General features: G+C 66.8%; 18 protein-coding genes. 15 read left to right on the top strand and 3 right to left on the bottom strand.

Annotation, left to right across the window (positions count from 1 at the left end; genetic code table 11):
- Nucleotides 1-44 precede the first annotated feature (44 nt).
- The 14 genes from KDJ86_RS07420 to lpdA all read left to right on the top strand — a co-directional run bounded on the left by KDJ86_RS07420 (nucleotide 45) and on the right by lpdA (nucleotide 14248).
- Complete coding sequence (locus KDJ86_RS07420; RefSeq protein ID WP_291744481.1) at nucleotides 45-731, top strand: sulfotransferase family 2 domain-containing protein; 687 nt, start codon at nucleotides 45-47, stop codon at nucleotides 729-731.
- A 1-nt stretch (nucleotide 732) separates the two neighbouring features.
- Nucleotides 733-1170 (top strand): DUF3052 domain-containing protein, encoded by a 438-nt coding sequence (locus KDJ86_RS07425; protein ID WP_291744482.1) that lies wholly within the window; start codon nucleotides 733-735, stop codon nucleotides 1168-1170.
- A 98-nt stretch (nucleotides 1171-1268) separates the two neighbouring features.
- Entirely contained in the window at nucleotides 1269-2048 is a 780-nt protein-coding gene (locus tag KDJ86_RS07430) for a succinate dehydrogenase iron-sulfur subunit (RefSeq protein WP_291744483.1), read from the top strand.
- 119 nt (nucleotides 2049-2167) lie between these two features.
- Entirely contained in the window at nucleotides 2168-2356 is a 189-nt protein-coding gene (locus tag KDJ86_RS07435) for a hypothetical protein (protein WP_291744484.1), read from the top strand.
- Between the two features lie 265 nt (nucleotides 2357-2621).
- Nucleotides 2622-3080 carry an AprI/Inh family metalloprotease inhibitor gene (locus KDJ86_RS07440; protein ID WP_291744485.1) on the top strand — a complete coding sequence of 153 codons (459 nt, stop codon included), beginning with the start codon at nucleotides 2622-2624 and terminating at the stop codon, nucleotides 3078-3080.
- A gap of 18 nt (nucleotides 3081-3098) precedes the next feature.
- Nucleotides 3099-4286, top strand: coding sequence for a cell division protein ZapE (gene zapE / locus KDJ86_RS07445; RefSeq protein ID WP_291744486.1), 1188 nt, complete (start codon nucleotides 3099-3101; stop codon nucleotides 4284-4286).
- A 100-nt stretch (nucleotides 4287-4386) separates the two neighbouring features.
- Nucleotides 4387-5352: a malate dehydrogenase gene (gene mdh, locus KDJ86_RS07450; protein WP_291744487.1), complete on the top strand. Its 966-nt coding sequence runs from the start codon at nucleotides 4387-4389 to the stop codon at nucleotides 5350-5352.
- A gap of 26 nt (nucleotides 5353-5378) precedes the next feature.
- Nucleotides 5379-6581 carry an ADP-forming succinate--CoA ligase subunit beta gene (gene sucC / locus KDJ86_RS07455; RefSeq protein ID WP_291744488.1) on the top strand — a complete coding sequence of 401 codons (1203 nt, stop codon included), beginning with the start codon at nucleotides 5379-5381 and terminating at the stop codon, nucleotides 6579-6581.
- 42 nt (nucleotides 6582-6623) lie between these two features.
- On the top strand, nucleotides 6624-7229 hold the full coding sequence (locus KDJ86_RS07460) for a hypothetical protein (RefSeq protein ID WP_291744489.1): 606 nt from the start codon (nucleotides 6624-6626) through the stop codon (nucleotides 7227-7229).
- A complete protein-coding gene (sucD, locus tag KDJ86_RS07465) occupies nucleotides 7230-8114 on the top strand; it encodes a succinate--CoA ligase subunit alpha (protein WP_291744490.1) in 885 nt (294 codons plus the stop codon).
- A 128-nt stretch (nucleotides 8115-8242) separates the two neighbouring features.
- A complete protein-coding gene (locus KDJ86_RS07470; protein WP_291744491.1) occupies nucleotides 8243-11230 on the top strand; it encodes a 2-oxoglutarate dehydrogenase E1 component in 2988 nt (995 codons plus the stop codon).
- Between the two features lie 24 nt (nucleotides 11231-11254).
- Complete coding sequence (gene odhB / locus KDJ86_RS07475; protein WP_291744492.1) at nucleotides 11255-12523, top strand: 2-oxoglutarate dehydrogenase complex dihydrolipoyllysine-residue succinyltransferase; 1269 nt, start codon at nucleotides 11255-11257, stop codon at nucleotides 12521-12523.
- Nucleotides 12524-12547: 24 nt separating this feature from the next.
- Nucleotides 12548-12748: a hypothetical protein gene (locus tag KDJ86_RS07480; RefSeq protein WP_291744493.1), complete on the top strand. Its 201-nt coding sequence runs from the start codon at nucleotides 12548-12550 to the stop codon at nucleotides 12746-12748.
- A gap of 99 nt (nucleotides 12749-12847) precedes the next feature.
- Nucleotides 12848-14248: a dihydrolipoyl dehydrogenase gene (lpdA, locus tag KDJ86_RS07485; RefSeq protein WP_291744494.1), complete on the top strand. Its 1401-nt coding sequence runs from the start codon at nucleotides 12848-12850 to the stop codon at nucleotides 14246-14248.
- 98 nt (nucleotides 14249-14346) lie between these two features.
- On the opposite strand, the gene KDJ86_RS07490 is transcribed toward lpdA, so the two are convergent.
- The 3 genes from KDJ86_RS07490 to KDJ86_RS07500 form a co-directional block, all read right to left on the bottom strand.
- On the bottom strand, nucleotides 14347-14586 hold the full coding sequence (locus KDJ86_RS07490; protein ID WP_291744495.1) for a hypothetical protein: 240 nt from the start codon (nucleotides 14584-14586) through the stop codon (nucleotides 14347-14349).
- 104 nt (nucleotides 14587-14690) lie between these two features.
- Complete coding sequence (locus KDJ86_RS07495; protein WP_291744496.1) at nucleotides 14691-15677, bottom strand: DMT family transporter; 987 nt, start codon at nucleotides 15675-15677, stop codon at nucleotides 14691-14693.
- A 391-nt stretch (nucleotides 15678-16068) separates the two neighbouring features.
- The gene (locus KDJ86_RS07500) at nucleotides 16069-17016 is read right to left on the bottom strand and encodes a tyrosine recombinase XerC (protein ID WP_291744498.1); all 948 of its coding nucleotides are present in this window, start codon (nucleotides 17014-17016) and stop codon (nucleotides 16069-16071) included.
- Between the two features lie 137 nt (nucleotides 17017-17153).
- Here KDJ86_RS07500 and KDJ86_RS07505 point away from each other — a divergent pair, with 137 nt between their 5' ends.
- Nucleotides 17154-18473, top strand: coding sequence for an amidohydrolase family protein (locus KDJ86_RS07505; protein WP_291744497.1), 1320 nt, complete (start codon nucleotides 17154-17156; stop codon nucleotides 18471-18473).
- Nucleotides 18474-18687: the final 214 nt, after the last annotated feature.

Raw genomic sequence — 18687 nt, forward strand, 5'->3', positions numbered from 1 at the left:
GGACGGGGTCTTGCCGATGGGTCAGTCCGGCGGAGACAACGGCCATGATCATCAGCCACAAACACCGCTTCATCTTCCTGAAGACCGAGAAGACGGCGAGCACAAGCCTCCAGATGGCTCTGGCGAATGCCTGCGGGCCGGATGACATCATCATCGGCGCCCGGCGCGATCCGGTGACCAACAAGCCCAGGGGGAAGAAGCCGAGCCTCGGTATCGGCCGCTACGTCAGCGTTCCGGCGGAGATCAGGCGGCGCATGCCGTGGGCCGCCGGCTTCTATCCGCACATGACGGCCCGCCAGGTTCGCAAGGTGGTCGGGCGTGAGGTCTGGAACGGCTACTTCAAGTTCGCCGTCGAGCGGAATCCCTGGGACCGGCAGGTGTCCAACTACTTCCATCGCCAGCGCCGCCGGGCGGAAAAGAAGGATTTCGAGCGCTATCTCTCCGATCCGATCTATCGCGGGCTTCACCATGTCCGGCTGAACAACTGGCGCATCTACACGATCGACGACGAGATCGCCGTCGATGCGATGATCCGCTACGAGGATCTGCAGGGCGGCTATCGGAAGGTCCAGCGAAACCTCGGCCTGACCGGCGACGTCACGCTGCCGCGGCGGCGATCGACGCACCGGGGCGATGACGGCGGCTATCGCCGCTACTATTCGCGTCGCACGGCCGGCCTCGTCGCCGGCTGGTACGCCAGGGAAATCGATGCCTTCGGCTACGAGTTCTGAGATGGCGACGGCAACGCCGGCCGGCTATTCGGGCAAGCCGCTCCCCGTCAAGCTCGGCTTCAAGCCGGGGATGGCGGCCGCCTTCGTCGCGCTGCCGCCCGAATGCGAGGCGCTTGCCGACTGGGCCGACTTCGCCAGCGTCGAGCGGATCGACGATTGGCGGGCCGGACTCGGCAGGCGCCGCTACGACCTGATCCACGCCTTCACCACCCGTCGCGCCGATATCCTGGGGGGCCTTCCGAGGCTCCAGGCGGCGATCAGGCCGAATGGCATGATCTGGGTGTCCTGGCCCAAGAAGGCGTCGAAGGTGCCGAGCGACGTCACCGAAGACGTCGTCCGGGCGGAGGCGTTGAAAGGCGACCTGGTCGACGTGAAGGTCGCGGCGGTGGATGCCGTCTGGTCGGCCCTGAAGCTGGTTATTCGCAAGGACAGGCGATAATGTCGGCCTGTTGCCATGGCGGGCGGTCGCGGCCGTCGCAATGATCTCCGGCGGGCGGTGAAGGCTGCCGCCGGGCGATGTCAGGGAAGGTGTTGAGGATGGTTGAAATCACGCTGCCAAAGAATTCGCGGGTCCAGGCGGGCAAGGCCTGGGACAAGCCGAAGGCAGGCGGCAAGGTCCGCGAATTCCGGATCTATCGCTACGATCCGGACAAGGGGCAGAACCCGACGATCGACACCTATTTCGTCGACACTGACGATTGCGCGCCGATGGTTCTCGACGGGCTGATCTGGATCAAGAGCAGGGTCGATCCCGGACTGACCTTCCGCCGCTCGTGCCGGGAGGGGGTTTGCGGCTCCTGCGCGATGAATATCGACGGAACCAACACGCTCGCCTGCACGCGGGCGATGGAGGATATCGACGGGCCGATCACCATCTACCCCCTGCCGCATCTCGGCGTGGTCAAGGATCTGGTCGCCGATCTGAGCACCTTCTACGCCCAGCTGCGCTCGATCGAGCCGTGGCTGCAGACCGAATCGCCCGCCCCGCAGGCCGAATGGCGCCAGTCGCCGGAAGAGCGGGAGAAGCTCGACGGCCTCTACGAGTGCATCCTGTGCGCCTGCTGCTCGACGGCCTGTCCCTCCTATTGGTGGAATGGCGAACGCTATCTCGGTCCGGCGGTGCTGCTGCAAGCCTATCGGTGGCTGATCGATTCGCGCGACGAGGCGACCGGGGCCCGGCTTGACGAGCTCGAGGACCCCTACCGGCTCTATCGCTGCCACACGATCATGAATTGCGCCCAGACCTGCCCCAAGGGACTCAACCCGGCAAAGGCGATCGCCGAGGTCAAGAGAATGATGGTCGAGCGGCGCGTCTAGCCGCCGGCATCCCTCCTTCCGTCCGATTCCGTTTGCAGAGGGAAAGTCGTCGCAAGGGGTTCACCCCGGCGGCCACAATCCCCATGTCAGGTTTGTCGTCATCCAGTCGGAGGAAGGTCATGACGGACAATGTCACATTGAATGCCGGCTCACCCTGGACGCTGACCGCAGTCGAGAAGCTGCAGGAGCTGTGGAAAGAAGGGGTCAAGCCGGCACTGATCGGCCAGGCCATCGGCCGGCCCGAGGACGAGGTTCGTGCCAAGGCGGCGGAGCTGAAACTGCCGCAACACGTCGAATCATCGAGCTGACGGGCCTTATTGACGGCACATTCGTCCCCGAAGTCATCGGCGAAGGGCGTGGTGTGGCGACGTGAAACCCTTGTTCCGAGCCAATAAGGGGTTGCCAAAACACGTGGATTGCCCGAAACCCGCTTTATTTCGGCGCTAGGTTCGGGATTCGCTCGGTCGTCGCTGGCCGGATCAAGGGGATATATTGCTGATGCCGGTTAACCGTCTCATCCCGGTCTTGTGTGCACTGACACTCGCCGGTTGTGGTTCGATCGGAGCGGTCGGGGTGAACTCCCGCAACCAGACCGGCCAGGTCGCCGGCGGTCTGCCGCCGCCCCCGATGGGACAGGATGTGGCCGGCGCTCCTCCCGGCGGCGCGGTGATTGCCGAACCGCTTCCGGCCGCGCCCGGGACCGCCAATGCGGCGGTCGCGACAGCCGCCCCGGCGGCGCCGGCTTCGTCGGGCTCGGTCGGCCGCACCGATCTCCTCGGGGGCTGGACGATCGCGTCCAGCGGTGAATCCTGCCAGCTCTTCATGACGCTGACCAGTTGGACCGGCGGCTATCGCGCGTCGACGCGCGGGTGCTCGTCCGCGACGCTGAAGTCGATCTCGGCCTGGAACCTGCAGGGCAACCAGGTCATCCTCGCGGGCCAGGGCGGCACGCCGATCGCCACCTTGCAGCCGTCGGGCGGAAGCCGCTTCGATGGCTCCGCCGGCGGTGTTCCGGTATCCTTCTACCGATAGCCTATCCGATCCCGGCCGATGGCGACCAATGCCGGTGACGAAGCCGCGACGGGGCGGGTCGTTACCCGCTATCGCACGCTCCTCGCAGCCGGCAAGATTACCGAAGAACCGGCCCAGCTCGCCCTGGCGAAGCGGCTGGACGCCCTCGACCAGGCGCTTTCGGATGCGCCTCCACCGTCGCGGGGCAAACCGCTCGGCTGGCTGTTCGGCGGGCGTGGCGGTGCCGACAGCCCGGTGAAGGGGCTCTACATCCATGGTCCGGTCGGGCGCGGCAAGACGATGCTGATGGATGCCTTCTTCGCTTCCGCCAGGCTCGAGGCGAAGCGACGCGCCCACTTCCACGCATTCATGTCCGATGTGCATGACCGGGTCCACGCCCACCGCGCCCGGGACCGCCGCGGCGGCAAGGGCCCGGACGATCCGATCGCGCCGGTCGCGGCCGATATCGCCTCCGGGACGCGGCTGCTATGCCTCGACGAATTCGCGGTCGAGGACATCACCGATGCGATGATCCTGTCGCGGCTCTTCTCGGCGCTGTTCGACGACGGGCTGGTGCTTGTCGCGACCTCGAACACCGCGCCTGAGGATCTCTATCGCCACGGCCTGAACAGGGCGCTGTTTCTCCCCTTCGTCGATGTCCTCAGGGAGCATGTCGACGTCGTCGAGCTCGACGGGCGGACCGACCACCGGCTGGCGAAGCTCGGCGAGGCCGGGGTCTATTTCACGCCCTCGGGGGACGATGCCCGGGCGATGCTCGACGGATTATGGCAAAGCCTCGCCGACGGCGACCCCGGCGGGCCGCTCGAGCTCGACGTCAAGGGGCGTCGGGTGCGGGTTCCGAAGGCGGCCGGCGGCATCGCCAGGTTCGGCTTCAGGGATCTCTGCGAGGCGCCGCTCGGTACGAGCGACTTCACGGCGATCGCCGAGGCCTTCGACATGGTGATGGTCGACGACATTCCGGTCATCGCGGCCGAGCGCCGCGACATTGCCCGCCGGTTCATCAACCTGGTCGACGTGTTCTACGATCGCGGCGTGAAGCTGATCGTGTCGGCGGCCGCCGAGCCGGAAGTCCTCTACAAGGCGCCGCAGGGCAGGGAAGCCTTCGCCTTCCGGCGGACCGTCTCGCGGCTGACCGAGATGCGCTCGGGTTCCTATGTGTCGGCGGTTCGGCCGCGCCGCCGGGCGGCCAGCGGCCTGCCCGCCTGAGGGACGGGAGGGGGCAAATCCGCCAGTCCGCGTCCGATGCTTGCAGCGCAGCATCAATCGGGCTAGTCAATCCCGGACCCTTCCTCGAGGATTTCCCATAATGGCACGACCCAAGATTGCCCTCATCGGCGCCGGCCAGATCGGCGGCACGCTCGCCCACCTCATCGGTCTCAAGGAACTTGGCGACGTGGTCCTTTTCGACGTCGTCGAAGGGGTGCCGGACGGCAAGGCACTTGATCTCGCAGAGTCCTCGCCGGTCAGCGGCTTCGACGCGAAACTTGCCGGAACGTCCGCCTATGCCGGGATCAAGGGTGCCGATGTCTGCATCGTCACCGCCGGTGTCCCGCGCAAGCCCGGCATGAGCCGCGACGACCTTCTCGAGATCAATCTCAAGGTCATGGAGCAGGTCGGAGCGGGCATCAGGAAATACGCTCCCAAGGCGTTCGTCATCTGCATCACCAACCCGCTGGATGCGATGGTCTGGGCGCTGCAGAAATTCTCCGGGCTGCCGCGCGACATGGTGGTCGGCATGGCCGGGATCCTCGATTCGGCGCGTCTGCGCTATTTCATCGCCTCCGAATTCGATGTCTCGGTGGAAGATGTCAGCGCCTTCGTGCTCGGCGGCCACGGCGACACCATGGTGCCGCTCGCCCAGTACACCACGGTTGCCGGCATCCCGCTGCCGGACCTGATCAAGATGGGCTGGACGACGAAGAAGCGGGTCGACGAGATCTTCCAGCGCACCCGCGACGGTGGCATCGAAATCGTCAACCTGCTGAAAACCGGATCAGCCTTCTATGCCCCGGCTGCTTCGGCCGTGGCGATGGCCGAGAGCTACCTCAAGGACAAGAAGCGCGTCCTTCCCTGCGCCGCCTGCCTGAAGGGCGAATACGGCGTCAAGGATCGCTATATCGGCGTTCCGGTGGTGATCGGCGCCAAGGGGATCGAGCGGATCATCGAAGTCAATCTCGCCAAGCCGGAGCGGCAGATGTTCGAGAAGTCGGTCGCCGCGGTGGACGGGCTGATCGAGGCCTGCCACCGGATCTTCCCGGCTCTGGCGAAATAGCCGACGGACGGACGGTTGGGGACAACATGAATATCCACGAATACCAGGCCAAGACGGTTCTCAGCGGCTACGGCGCGCCGATCGCAAAGGGCGTCGCGGTCTTCTCGGTCAAGGAGGCCGAGGATGCGGCGCGCGAACTCGGCGGGCCGGTATGGGTCGTCAAGTCCCAGATCCATGCGGGCGGCCGCGGCAAGGGACGCTTCGTCGAGGATGCGGCCGGCGAGGCCGGCGGCGTACGCCTGGCGCGATCCGTCGGGGAAGTCGTCGCCAATGCCGAGCAGATGCTCGGCAACACGCTGGTCACCCATCAGACCGGAGCGGCCGGCCGGCCGGTCAACCGCCTCTATGTCGAGGAGGGATCGGCGATCGCGCGCGAGCTCTATCTCTCCTGCCTGGTCGATCGCGCCACCGGCCGCGTCGCCTTCATCGCCTCGCAGGAAGGCGGAATGAATATCGAGGAGGTGGCGGCGGAGACGCCCGAGAAGATCGTCACCGTCCAGGTCGATCCCGCCGCCGGCTATACCGGCCATGTCGGCCGCTCGATCGCCTATGCGCTTGGACTCGAGGGTGCGCAGATCAGGCAGTGCGACAAGCTGATCGCGTCGCTCTATCGCGCCTTCACCGAGAAGGACATGAGCCTGCTCGAGATCAATCCGCTGGTCGTCACCGAGGGCGGCGATCTCCTCTGCCTCGACGCCAAGATCAACTTCGACGACAACGCGCTGTTCCGCCATCCCGACATCGACGAATTGCGCGACCCGGCCGAGGACGACCCGAAGGAAGTCGAGGCCGCGGAGAACTCGCTCTCCTATGTGGCGCTCGATGGCGACATCGGCTGCATGGTCAACGGCGCCGGCCTCGCCATGGCGACCATGGACATCATCAAGCTCTACGGGGCGGAGCCGGCGAACTTCCTCGACGTCGGCGGCGGTGCCTCGAAGGAGCGCGTGGCGGCGGCCTTCAAGATCATCACCGCCGATGCCAACGTGAAGGGCATCCTGGTCAACATCTTCGGCGGGATCATGCGCTGCGATGTCGTCGCGGAAGGCATCATCGCCGCAGTCAAGGAAGTCGGCCTCGCGGTGCCGCTGGTGGTCCGGCTCGAGGGCACCAATGTCGACGCAGGCAAGAAGATCATCGCCGAATCCGGCCTGAACGTCATTCCGGCCGATGACCTGGACGACGCGGCGCAGAAGATCGTCGCCGCGGTTGGCGGCGGAGCGTCGTGAGCCGGGCGGGCGCGGAACACTGACCCGGTGGGTGGAGTGACGATGTCGAGCATCCCGATCGCGCTGTCGTTCCTGACCACTGCGATTGGCATGTGCGCCGCGGCTGGCGGCGCCGATGCCGCGACGGACCCGAGGGTCGAGGCGTTTCGCACCACCTGCATCGAGGATCGGCAGGATTTCGAAGCCCTCAAGCGTCGTGCTCTCATCGACGGATGGGCGCCGGTCCATGCCGGCGTCAACACCGAGCTCGACTCGATGATGGCGCGCGCCGCCGAGGCCGAATTCGATCCCGGCACGACGGCGCTGCTCGAAAGTTATCTCAAGGCGGTGGCCGGCAACGACGCCTTTCTCGTCCTCACCTCGGTTGCCAGCGAGCAGATCGACATCGTCGGCTGCTATGTCTACGACTTCGAGGCGACCGCGCCGATTCCGCCATCCCTGATCACCGACTGGCTCGGCGTTCCGCCGTCGGACACCGTCGACGAGCCGGATTTCATCATCGGCTACACCTGGGAAACGCCCGAGCAGTTGCCAGGCACCTGGGACATCTACCTCGCCTATCTTCCCGAAGATGGCGGGGCCAGTGATCTCGCCGGATTCAGCGGCGTCCTCATCAAAATCACCTCGGTCGATCCGAAGGAAGAATGAATGTCCATCCTTATTGACGCGAACACCCGGGTCATCTGCCAGGGCTTCACCGGCACCAACGGCACGTTCCACTCCGAGCAGGCGATCGCCTACGGGACCAAGATGGTCGGGGGCGTTTCGCCGGGCAAGGGCGGCCGCACCCATCTCGACCTGCCGGTCTTCGACACGGTCCGCCAGGCGAAGCAGGCGACCGGGGCCGATGCATCGGTGATCTATGTTCCGCCGCCCTTCGCCGCCGATGCCATTCTTGAGGCAATCGACGCCGGGATCGCCCTCATCGTGTGCATCACGGAAGGCATCCCGGTCGGCGACATGGTCAGGGTCAACCGGGCGCTCTGTGGCTCGGAATCGCGGCTGGTCGGACCGAACTGTCCGGGCGTCATGACGGCGGGCGAATGCAAGATCGGCATCATGCCGGGCAGCATCTTCCAGCCGGGGTCGGTCGGCATCGTGTCCCGGTCCGGGACGCTGACCTACGAGGCGGTTTTCCAGACGACGAATGTCGGCCTTGGCCAGACCACCGCGGTCGGAATCGGCGGCGATCCGGTGAAGGGCATGGATTTCATCGAGGTGCTCGAGCTGTTGCTCGCCGACGAGGCGACGAAGTCGATCGTCATGATCGGGGAGATCGGCGGCTCTTCCGAGGAACAGGCGGCGCAGTTCCTCAAGGACGAGGCGGCTCGCGGGCGGGCGAAGCCGGTCGTCGGCTTCATTGCCGGACGGACCGCCCCGCCCGGCCGGCGCATGGGCCATGCCGGCGCGATCATTGCCGGAGGCCAGGGTGGCGCCGATGACAAGATCGAGGCGATGCGGTCGGCCGGAATCCGTGTGTCGGAATCGCCGGCCAGGCTGGGGACGACCCTCGCCGAAGTCTTGAAGGCGTGAAACGAAAGACCATCTTGAACCGATGCAGAAAATGAGTCGTTGATTTCGACAGGACCGGCCGTTAGAGCGTGGCGCGTGGCCGCGCACAGATTGAAGAGCGCGAGTATCCTCCGCCTCGCGGGATGACAATGGCACGCCAGGATTCCAATGCCGCGCTCGCGGCGACGTCTTTCCTCTACGGTGCGAACGCTCCCTATATCGAAGACATGCAGGCGCGCTACGTCCGCGACCCGGCTTCGGTCGATGCGGAATGGCGCGCCTTCTTCGAGGGCCTGCAGGAGGCCACCGCCGGGAATGGAGCGGCGGGCCAGAGCGTCCCTTCATGGCGGCGGTCGAACTGGCCGCCGCTCGCCAATGGCGAACTCGTCGCGGCGCTCGACGGCAACTGGGGCGCGACCGAGGCGGCGCTCGGCGAGAAGATCAAGAAGGGCGTTGCGGCTCGCGGCGCCGAGATCACCGACGATCACGTCCAGCAGGCGACCCGGGACTCGGTCCGCGCGCTGATGATGATCCGCGCCTACCGGATGCGCGGCCATTTCCACGCCAATCTCGATCCCCTCGGCCTGCAGCCGCTTCCGGCCGAATCCGAGCTCGACCCCGCGTCCTACGGCTTCACCGAAGCCGATTTCGACCGCCGGATCTTCCTCGACTACGTGCTCGGGCTGGAATTCGCCACCATCCCCGAGATGCTCGAGATCCTGCGCCGGACCTATTGTTCGACGCTCGGCGTCGAGTTCATGCATATCTCGGATTCAGCCGAGAAGGGGTGGATCCAGGAGCGCATCGAAGGGCCGGACAAGGCGATCAGCTTCACCGACAACGGCAAGAAGGCGATCCTCAACAAGCTTGCCGAGGCGGAAGGCTTCGAGCGCTTCCTCGACGTCAAATATACCGGGACGAAGCGCTTCGGCCTCGATGGCGGCGAGTCGCTGATCCCGGCGCTGGAGCAGATCATCAAGCGCGGCGGCCAGCTCGGCCTCAGCGAGATCGTGCTCGGCATGGCCCATCGCGGCCGGCTCAACGTCCTGTCGCAGGTGATGGCCAAGCCGCACCGCGCCATCTTCCACGAATTCAAGGGCGGCTCCTCCTCGCCGGACGATGTCGAGGGATCGGGTGACGTCAAGTATCATCTCGGCGCATCGTCGGACCGCGAGTTCGACGGCAACAAGGTGCATCTGTCGCTGACCGCGAATCCGTCGCATCTCGAGATCGTCGATCCGGTGGTGCTCGGCAAGGCGCGCGCCAAGCAGGACCAGCATGCCGACGAGCCGCGCGGCGATATCGTGCCCCTCGACCAGCGGGCGCGCGTGCTGCCGCTCCTTATCCACGGCGATGCCGCCTTCGCGGGGCAGGGCGTGGTCGCCGAGTGCTTCGGCCTGTCGGGCCTGCGCGGGCACCGGACCGCCGGCTCGGTGCATTTCATCATCAACAACCAGATCGGCTTCACCACCAATCCGCGTTTCGCGCGATCGTCGCCGTATCCCTCCGACATCGCCAAGATGGTCGAGGCGCCGATCTTCCACGTCAACGGCGACGATCCGGAAGCGGTCGTCTATGCCGCCAAGGTGGCGATCGAGTTCCGGCAGAAGTTCCACAAGCCGGTCGTCATCGACATGTTCTGCTACCGGCGTTACGGCCACAACGAAGGCGATGAGCCGGCCTTCACCCAGCCGCTGATGTACAAGAAGATCGCCAAGCAGCCGACGACCTTCGAGATCTATTCGCGGAAGCTGGTCGAGGAGGGCGTCGTCAGTGGTGACGAGGTCGATTCGCTGAAGGCCGACTGGCGCAAGACCCTCGACGACGAATTCGAGGGCGCGTCGGGCTACCGGGCCAACAAGGCCGACTGGCTCGACGGCGTCTGGTCGAAGGTCAAGGTCGCCGAGACCGGCGACGGACCACGGCGTGGTGTCACCGGCGTCGAGATTTCCGAGCTCAGGGACGTCGGGGAGCGGCTTACCGATGTTCCCGCGGATATCAGGATCCACAGGACGATCGGCCGGTTTCTCGCGGCGCGACGCAAGTCGATCGAGACCGGCGAGGGTATCGACTGGGCAACCGCCGAAGCGCTGGCCTTCGGTTCGCTGCTCCGCGAAGGCCACCCGGTGAGGCTGTCCGGGCAGGACTCGGAGCGCGGCACCTTCTCCCAGCGCCATTCGGTCCTCTATGACCAGGAGACCGAGGAGCGCTTTATTCCGCTCAATCACATGGCGGCGGATCAGCAGGCCCGCTACGAGGTCATCAACTCGATGCTCTCGGAAGAGGCGGTGCTCGGATTCGAATACGGCTATTCGACCGCCGAGCCCAACGCCTTGACCCTGTGGGAAGCCCAGTTCGGCGACTTCGTCAACGGCGCCCAGGTGGTCATCGACCAGTTCATCTCGTCCGGCGAACGCAAGTGGCTGAGGATGTCGGGACTGGTCCTCCTCCTGCCGCATGGCTACGAGGGCCAGGGACCGGAGCATTCCTCGGCCCGGCTGGAGCGCTTCCTGCAGCTCTGCGCCGAGGACAATATGCAGGTCACCAACTGCTCCACCCCGGCGAACTACTTCCATGTCCTGCGCCGGCAACTTCATCGCGAGTTCCGCAAGCCGCTCGTGCTGATGACGCCGAAGTCGCTGCTCCGTCACAAGCGGGCGGTCTCCAAGCTGGACGAGATGGGGCCGGGGTCGTGCTTCCATCGCCTGCTGTGGGACGACGCGGAATGCCGGCCAGGCGAGCCGACGACGCTGGTCGCGGACGAGAAGATCCGCCGCGTGGTATTGTGCAGCGGCAAGGTCTATTTCGACCTGTTCGAGGAGCGGGAGAAGCGCGGCATCGACGATGTCTACATCCTGCGCGCCGAGCAGCTCTATCCCTTCCCGGCCAAGGCGCTGATCACCGAGCTGTCGCGTTTTCCGGGCGCTGAGCTGGTGTGGTGCCAGGAAGAGCCGAAGAACATGGGGGCCTGGGCGTTCGTCGAGCCCTATCTCGAATGGGTGCTCAACCAGATCGGCGCCAAGGCGACGCGGCCCCGCTATGCCGGGCGCGCGGCGGCGGCGGCGACCGCAACCGGCCTGATGTCGAAGCATCTCGACCAACTCAAAGCATTCCTCGACGAAGCCCTCGGCGAGTGAGCACAGGACGGCCAGGAGAAATCGATGGCGACGGAAATTCGGGTCCCAACCCTCGGCGAGTCGGTGACCGAAGCGACGGTCGGGACGTGGCTCAAGAAGGTCGGCGATGCCGTCAAGGTCGATGAGCCCCTCGTCGAGCTGGAGACCGACAAGATCACGCTCGAGGTGCCGGCACCGGCCGCGGGGATCATCGAATCCATCTCCGTCGCGGATGGCGAGACGGTCGAGGTCGGGGCGCTGCTCGGCGTGATCGCCGCCGGCGCGGGGAACGGCCAGGTGCCCGAAGACGGCGCGACCGGCCATCCGGAAGCGAAGTCGGATCATCCCGTGCCGATCCGGGCCGGCGCGGAAGAGGTCCATTTGCGGGAGCCCGCGCCGGGCGGGTCGCCGCCCGTCGCCCGGGGCGACGCCCCGGAAGGGACCGCGCCGTCCGCCGCCAAGATCATAGCCGAGAAGGGGCTGGAGCTGTCCGGGATCGCCGGGACCGGCAAGGACGGGCGGATCACCAAGGGCGACGCGCTGGCAGCCCTGGAGGACGCTGCCGCCAAGCCTGCGCCGGTTGCGGCGCGCGCGCCATCGGCGCCCGCCGACGAGGCGCGGGAAGAGCGGGTGCGGATGTCACGCCTCCGCCAGACCATCGCCCGCCGGCTCAAGGAGGCCCAGGATACCGCCGCGATGCTGACGACCTTCAACGAGGTCGACATGAGCGCGGTGATGAAGATCCGCTCGGAATACCGCGACCTCTTCGAGAAGAAGCACGGCGTGAAGCTCGGCTTCATGGGCTTCTTCGTCAAGGCCTGCGTCCAGGCGCTGAAGGAGCTGCCGGCGGTCAATGGCGAGATCGACGGCACCGACATCGTCTACAAGAACTACTACAATATCGGCGTGGCGGTCGGCACCGAGCGCGGCCTCGTCGTGCCGGTGGTGCGCGACGCGGACACGATGTCGATCGCCGGAATCGAGAAGGAGATCGGCGATCTCGCGCGCAGCGCCCGCGACGGCTCGCTGTCGATCGAATCGATGCAGGGTGGTACCTTCACGATCACCAATGGCGGCATCTACGGCTCGCTGATGTCGACGCCGATCCTCAATGCGCCCCAGTCCGGCATCCTCGGCATGCACAAGATCCAGGAGCGGCCGATGGTCGTCGGCGGTGAGGTGGTCGTGCGGCCGATGATGTATATCGCGCTCTCCTACGACCACCGGATCGTCGACGGCCGCGAGGCGGTGACCTTTCTGGTCCGGGTCAAGGAAGGTCTCGAGGATCCGCAGCGTATGGTCCTGGACCTTTGAGGTCCGGGCCGGCGGGAGGCAGCGATGACCCGCTACGGCCATCATCCGGCATTCGGAGCGACGGTTACCGCGTCGCTCCTTTGTTTCACGGCTTTCGTCGGCCTGTTCCGTCGCGACCCCGGCGACCCCAACGTCGCCGCCACCACCTTTGCCGCGATCGGCGTGGTGATCGCCGTGGCGAGTCGCCTTGCGGCGCGCCGGACGAACCGTCATGGGACAAGCTGAGCCTCCCGGACAGGTCTGACCCGCCGCGGAGGCGCTTGAAGATCGGGGCAGGACATCACATACCGGTGAGCGACAGGAAACCGGCAGGGGAACCAATCGATGTCATATGATCTCGCCGTTATCGGCAGCGGCCCGGGCGGCTATGTCTGTGCCATCCGCGCCGCGCAGCTCGGCCTCAAGGTCGCGGTGATCGAGAAGGACGCGACCCTCGGCGGTACCTGCCTGAACGTCGGCTGCATCCCCTCCAAGGCGCTGCTCTACAGCTCCGAGATGCTCGAACGGGCGGGGCATGACTTCGCGACGCTCGGCATCAAGATCGCGCCGCCCGAGCTCGATCTTGGCGCGATGATGGCCCACCGGGTGGCGATGGTAGAGGCGAACACTTCCGGCGTCGAATATCTCTTCAAGAAGAACAAGATCGAGACCATCCGCGGGCGCGGCGCGGTCGCCGGCCCGGGCAAGGTCAGCGTCACCGCCGACGACGGTGCGACCAGCATGGTCGAGGCCAGGGCGATCGTCATCGCCACGGGCTCCGAGTCGACCCCGCTGCCGGGCGTCACGATCGACGAGAAGCGCATTGTTTCCTCGACCGGCGCGCTGGCGCTCGACGCCGTGCCGAAGCGACTGGTCGTGGTCGGCGCCGGGGTGATCGGCCTCGAGCTCGGGTCGGTCTGGCGGCGGCTTGGCAGCGAGGTGACGGTCGTCGAGTTCCTCGACCGCATCCTGCCGGGCCTCGACGGCGAGGTGGCGAAGCAGTCGCAGCGCGTCCTTGCCAGGCAGGGGATGGCCTTCAAGCTCGCCAGCAAGGTCGCCGCGGTGGACGATTCCGGCGACACGCTGAAGGTGACCATCGAGCCGGCCGCCGGCGGCGATGCCGAAATACTGGAGGCCGACGTCGTGCTGGTTTCGATCGGCCGGCGCCCCTTTACAGAGGGGCTCGGGCTGGCCGAGGCCGGGGTCGCCATGGACGAGCGCGGCCGGGTCGCGGTCGACGCGCATTTCCGGACGAATGTCGAGGGGGTCTACGCGATCGGCGACGTGATCCGCGGGCCGATGCTCGCCCACAAGGCCGAGGACGAGGGCGTCGCGGTCGCCGAGATCGTCGCCGGACAGGCCGGGCACGTGAACTACGGCGTGATCCCGAATGTCGTCTACACCCATCCCGAGATCGCCTCGGTCGGCAAGACCGAGGAGGAACTGAAGGCGGCCGGCGTCGCCTATCGCGCCGGCAAGTTCCCCTTCTCGGCCAATGGCCGGGCGCGGGTGATGCTGGAGAAGGACGGCTTCGTCAAGGTGCTGGCGGACGAGAAGACCGACCGCGTGCTCGGTGTCCATATCGTCGGCCCCTTTGCCGGTGAGCTGATCGCCGAGGCGGCCGTGCTGATGGAATTCGCCGGGGCGGCGGAAGATCTCGCCCGCGTCTGCCACGCCCATCCGACGCTGTCGGAAGCGGTCAAGGAGGCGGCGCTTGCCGCCTGGTTCAAGCCGATCCACATCTGAGGCGCGGGGTCCACAAGGGCCGGCACTCCGCTCCAATGCAGAAAGCGCCGGCGTTTCCGTCGGCGCTTTCCACATCAAGCAGTGGAGTCAGGTCTTGCTCATTGTGCCTCGGAGTCGAGGACCTCTTCGGGCTTGCGCGGCACGATCGCCTCGTCGCCGAGTTCCGCCATCACCACCGGGTCGACCGTGGAAGCGGGGAGGGTAGCCTCCTGCTCGACCGGTGCCGCGGAAGCGGTGACGTGGCTCTTGTGCCATTCGCAGGCCGACGCCGCCACGGACGCACCGGCGACGATGCCGATGGCCGCAAGTGCGGTAACGGAGGTGGATACAAGCTTCATCAGGGCCTCCGGAGTCTTTGGCCCGCCGGCCGGTAGACCGGCGTCCTTCGAGGTTATTCCCCAACCGGCCCGTCGTGAAGGGCCCCCTGATCACAAGCGCGCGATCAGCCGTTCTTGCGACGGAACGCCGCCTGGTCGGCAAGGGTGAACCAGCCGACCCCGGCCAGAACCAGTGCGGTTCCGGCGATATCGACGAGTGTGATCCGTTCGCCGAGGATGAGGACGGCGAGCAGGATGGTCATCACCGGCGACAAGGTACCGATGGTGGCGTTGGCCTGGGCGGAGATGCGATGGAGCGCGGCGTTGAGGAAGAAGGACGGCAGCACGGTCGCGCCGATGGCGATGAGGAGGGCGTAGCCGTAGAGCGTCGACGAAACGATCAGGTCGCCGGCAGGGTGGGTGAGGAAGAACTGGGCGAAAGCCCCGACCGCCGCGCCGCTCATCGCGATGCAGGTGAAGAGGCGCGGACCGATCGTCGCGATCAGGCCCCGGGCGAGGAGCTGATACATCGCGAAGGCGATCGCGGCGAGCAGGACGAAGCCGGCACCGATCGCGATGTCATGGCCGAAAGTCGAGACCTTCTCGCCGAAGATCACGGCAAGGCCCGCATAGCTGACGCCAATCGCCAGCACCGCCCGGAGCCGGATCGGTTGGCGGAAGAACATGGCGCCGAAGATCACCACGAACAGCGGGTAGGTGAAGAGGATCAGCCGCTCGAACTGGGCGGATATGTATTCGAGGCCGAGGAAATCGGTGTAGCTCGCGAACCAGTAGCCGAGCAGGCCGACCCCGGCCGCCGCCACGACCTCGCGACCCGAGGGCAGGGGCTTGCCGCTCCGTTGCCTGTCGCGGATCGAGAGCCAGCCGATGCCGAAGTAGAAGGGAAGCGAAAAAGCCATCCGCAGGGCGAGAAGGGTCTCGGCGTCGATCGATTCGCCGTAGGCGAGCTTGATGATGACCGCCTTGGTCGAAAAGAGCAGGGCGCCGACCGCCGCGAAGACGTAGCCCATGCGGACATAGCCCGGCCCCGGCGGCGCTTCGGCCGCCGGGATTGCCGGCGTGGCTGCCGGGGTGGCTGGTTGCGTGGTCACGGCCATTTTCGATCGCTTTCCCAGGAAGGTCAGCGGTCGGGGCGTTCGCGGCGATGTCGGGATGAGACCGGCGCGATATCTCCCCGCGCGCCGGCCGGTCGTCACTGAATCAGACGCCGTCCCCGCCGCGCGTGGCGCGAAGGCGAATAAGCCAAGGGTATTTCGGGGCCATCGTCATGGCGGAGTGTCTAGCACGATCGATGGCTGCCGCCACGGAAAAAAAGGGGCCCGCGAAAGCGGGCCCCAGTTTGGGTCAGGGAGGAGAGAGAATGAAGGCGGAGGGGGGAGGAGCGCCTTCATTCGCCGCCGACAATAGGGGGCGCGCGCTGAAGCCGGCCTGAAGCGGCGGTTCATCGGCTATTCAGCGAAAGACGGCGGTTTTCCAACGGTTTCACGCCCGCGGATGGGCGGCGTCGAAGGCGGCCATCAGGCGGTCGGTGTCGACCTCGGTATAGACCTGGGTCGTCGACAGGCTGGCGTGGCCGAGGAGCTCCTGGATTCCCCTTAGATCTCCGCCATTTGCGAGAAGATGGGTGGCGAAGGAATGACGCAGCGCATGGGGGGTGGCGGTCTCCGGCAGGCCGAGGGCGGAGCGCAGCTTCGCCATCGCGCGCTGGACGATGCGCGGATTGAGACGGTCGCCGCGGGCGCCGAGGAACAGCGGCGAATCGGAACCGGGCGCGTAGGGACAGAGATTCAGGTATTGCGCGATCGCGGCGGTGACCGCCGGCAGAACCGGGACGATCCTTTCCTTTCCGCCCTTGCCGGTGATGCGGAGCGCATCATGGGCGTCTCGTGGCGCCTCACTGCGTTTCAGGGACAGCGCCTCGGAGATTCGCAAGCCACAGCCGTAGAGCAGGGCGAAGATCGCGGTATTGCGCGCCGCGATCCACGGCTCCTCGTCGAGCGCATCGTCGAGCGAGACGACCCTCGAGGCGGCTTCGGGCGGCAGCGGGCGGGGCAGCGAACGCTTCTGGGCGGGCGGCCGGACGGCGCGAAACGGCGCGCCCGTGGCTGTCCCATCCCGTTCGAGGAACCGGACGAGGGATCTGACCCCGGCAATGCCCCGGGCGATGGTCCGCGACCCGGCGCCGGCGTTGCGGCGGCTGGCGAGGAAGGCGCGGATATCGGTGACCCGGATGTCGGCGAGGTCGCCCAGCCGCACCGGCTCGCCGAGGTGACCGGCGAGGAAGGAGAGGAACTGCTCGACGTCGCGGGAATAGGCCTCGACGGTCTTCGCCGCCAGTCGCCGCTCGTGGGCAAGATGCCGCCGCCAGCGCTCGACCGCCTTGAGGAGGTCGGGCCGGGCAATGACCAGCGGCGCGTCGGCGGGTTTCATCTTCACCATCGGACGATACCGCGCCCGCCCGGTTAACGGGGGGTTAACGCACCGCCCGCGGCCGTGCGGCGCTTTCCATAGGCGAACGGGCGTGAGAGGGTACGGAAACGAGAGAAGCACGTCGGGGAGAAATGATGATGACGAGGATTTCGCTCACCAACGCGCGGGTGATCGACGGCTCGGGCGCCGATCCCTTCACCGCGACGATCGACGTCGTCGACCACCGCATCGTCGCGGTGCGCCGCGACGGGGAGGCGGCCACCTCCGGCGCGGCCATCGAGCCCGGAACCGAGGTCATCGACTGCGCCGGCCGCACGGTGATGCCCGGCCTCACCGAGGCCCATTGCCACATCTCCTTCGACAACGTCGTCTCGATGGAGGCGGTGGTGGCGACCCAGCCGGAAGACCATGCGCTGATCTCGCTGAAGAACGCGCAGATGCTGATGGAGCGCGGCTTCACCAGCCTCTACAGCGCCGCCGCGGCCAAGCCCCGGCTCGACGTGGCGGTCCGCGATGCGATCGCGAGGGGCCTGTTTCCAGGGCCCCGCATCCGCGCCGCCAGCCAGGAGATGTCGCCCTCCGGCAACCTCGGCGACATCGACAACAACTACCTGCAGCTTCCTCGCAGCCTCGCCTTCGCGATCACCGCCGACGGCGTAGACGAATTCACCAAGGCGGCGCGGCTCGCCGCCCGCGACGGCGTCGACAACATCAAGATCAACGTCTCGGGCGACCGCGACTGGGGCCACATGCATGCCGACGACACGACGACGGTGATAGCGGAAGAGGAAGTCGCCGCGGTGGTCGCCGTCGCGGGGCCGCGCAAGCTCATGGTCTCGGCCCATTGCACCAGTTCGGAGGGCGTCAAGATCTGCGTCCGCCAGGGGGTGCAGGTCGTCTACCACGCGGTCCATGCCGACGAGGAGGCGCGCGACATGCTGGAGGCGGCGAAGGACCGCGTCTTCGTCGCGCCGGCGCTCGGCCTGCCGCTGACCATGCTGCGCGAGGCCGCCGACTATGGCTTGAAGTGGCCGGCCGAGCGTTTCGCCAATCTCGAGAAGGAGCTCGCGACCACCCGCGCCTGCATGCGCGACCTCCATCGGCGCGGGGTGCGCGTGCTGCCCGGCGGCGACTATGGCGCCTTCATCACCAACCCGATGGGGACCAATGCCCGCGACCTCGAGCATTTCGTCGACTTCCTCGGCTTCCCGCCGATGGAGGTGCTGGTCGCGGCGACGAAACACGGCGGCGCACTGATGCAGCGCGGCGGCGAGCTCGGCCAGCTCCGCGCCGGCTACCTCGCCGACCTGCTGGTCGTCGACGGCGACCCGCTCGCCGACATCCGCGTGTTGCAGGACCATGACCGCATCGAGGCGGTGATGATCGGCGGCCGCCTGGTCAAGGACCGGCTGGCGGAGGGCCGGCGCGGCGTCGAGCGGCGGGTCGCGGCGGAGTAGGGGGTGCGAATACCCCTCTCCCTCTCCCTCAAGGGGCGAGGGGGAAGTGGTGCGTCCTTCGAGGCTCCCCCGGATCACGTCCGGGGTCGCACCTCAGGATGGCGGGGATGGTGCGCATGGAATCGGCGTCCTCGGATCAGGCCCGAGGGCAGGCTCTCAGGATTGCGGGGTCGTACTAATCTCCGGGTGTCGCGGTGGGGCCGATACCCCTCTC

Origin of the sequence: Bauldia sp. (assembly GCF_020442045.1) — a bacterium.
Taxonomy (GTDB): domain Bacteria; phylum Pseudomonadota; class Alphaproteobacteria; order Rhizobiales; family Kaistiaceae; genus Bauldia.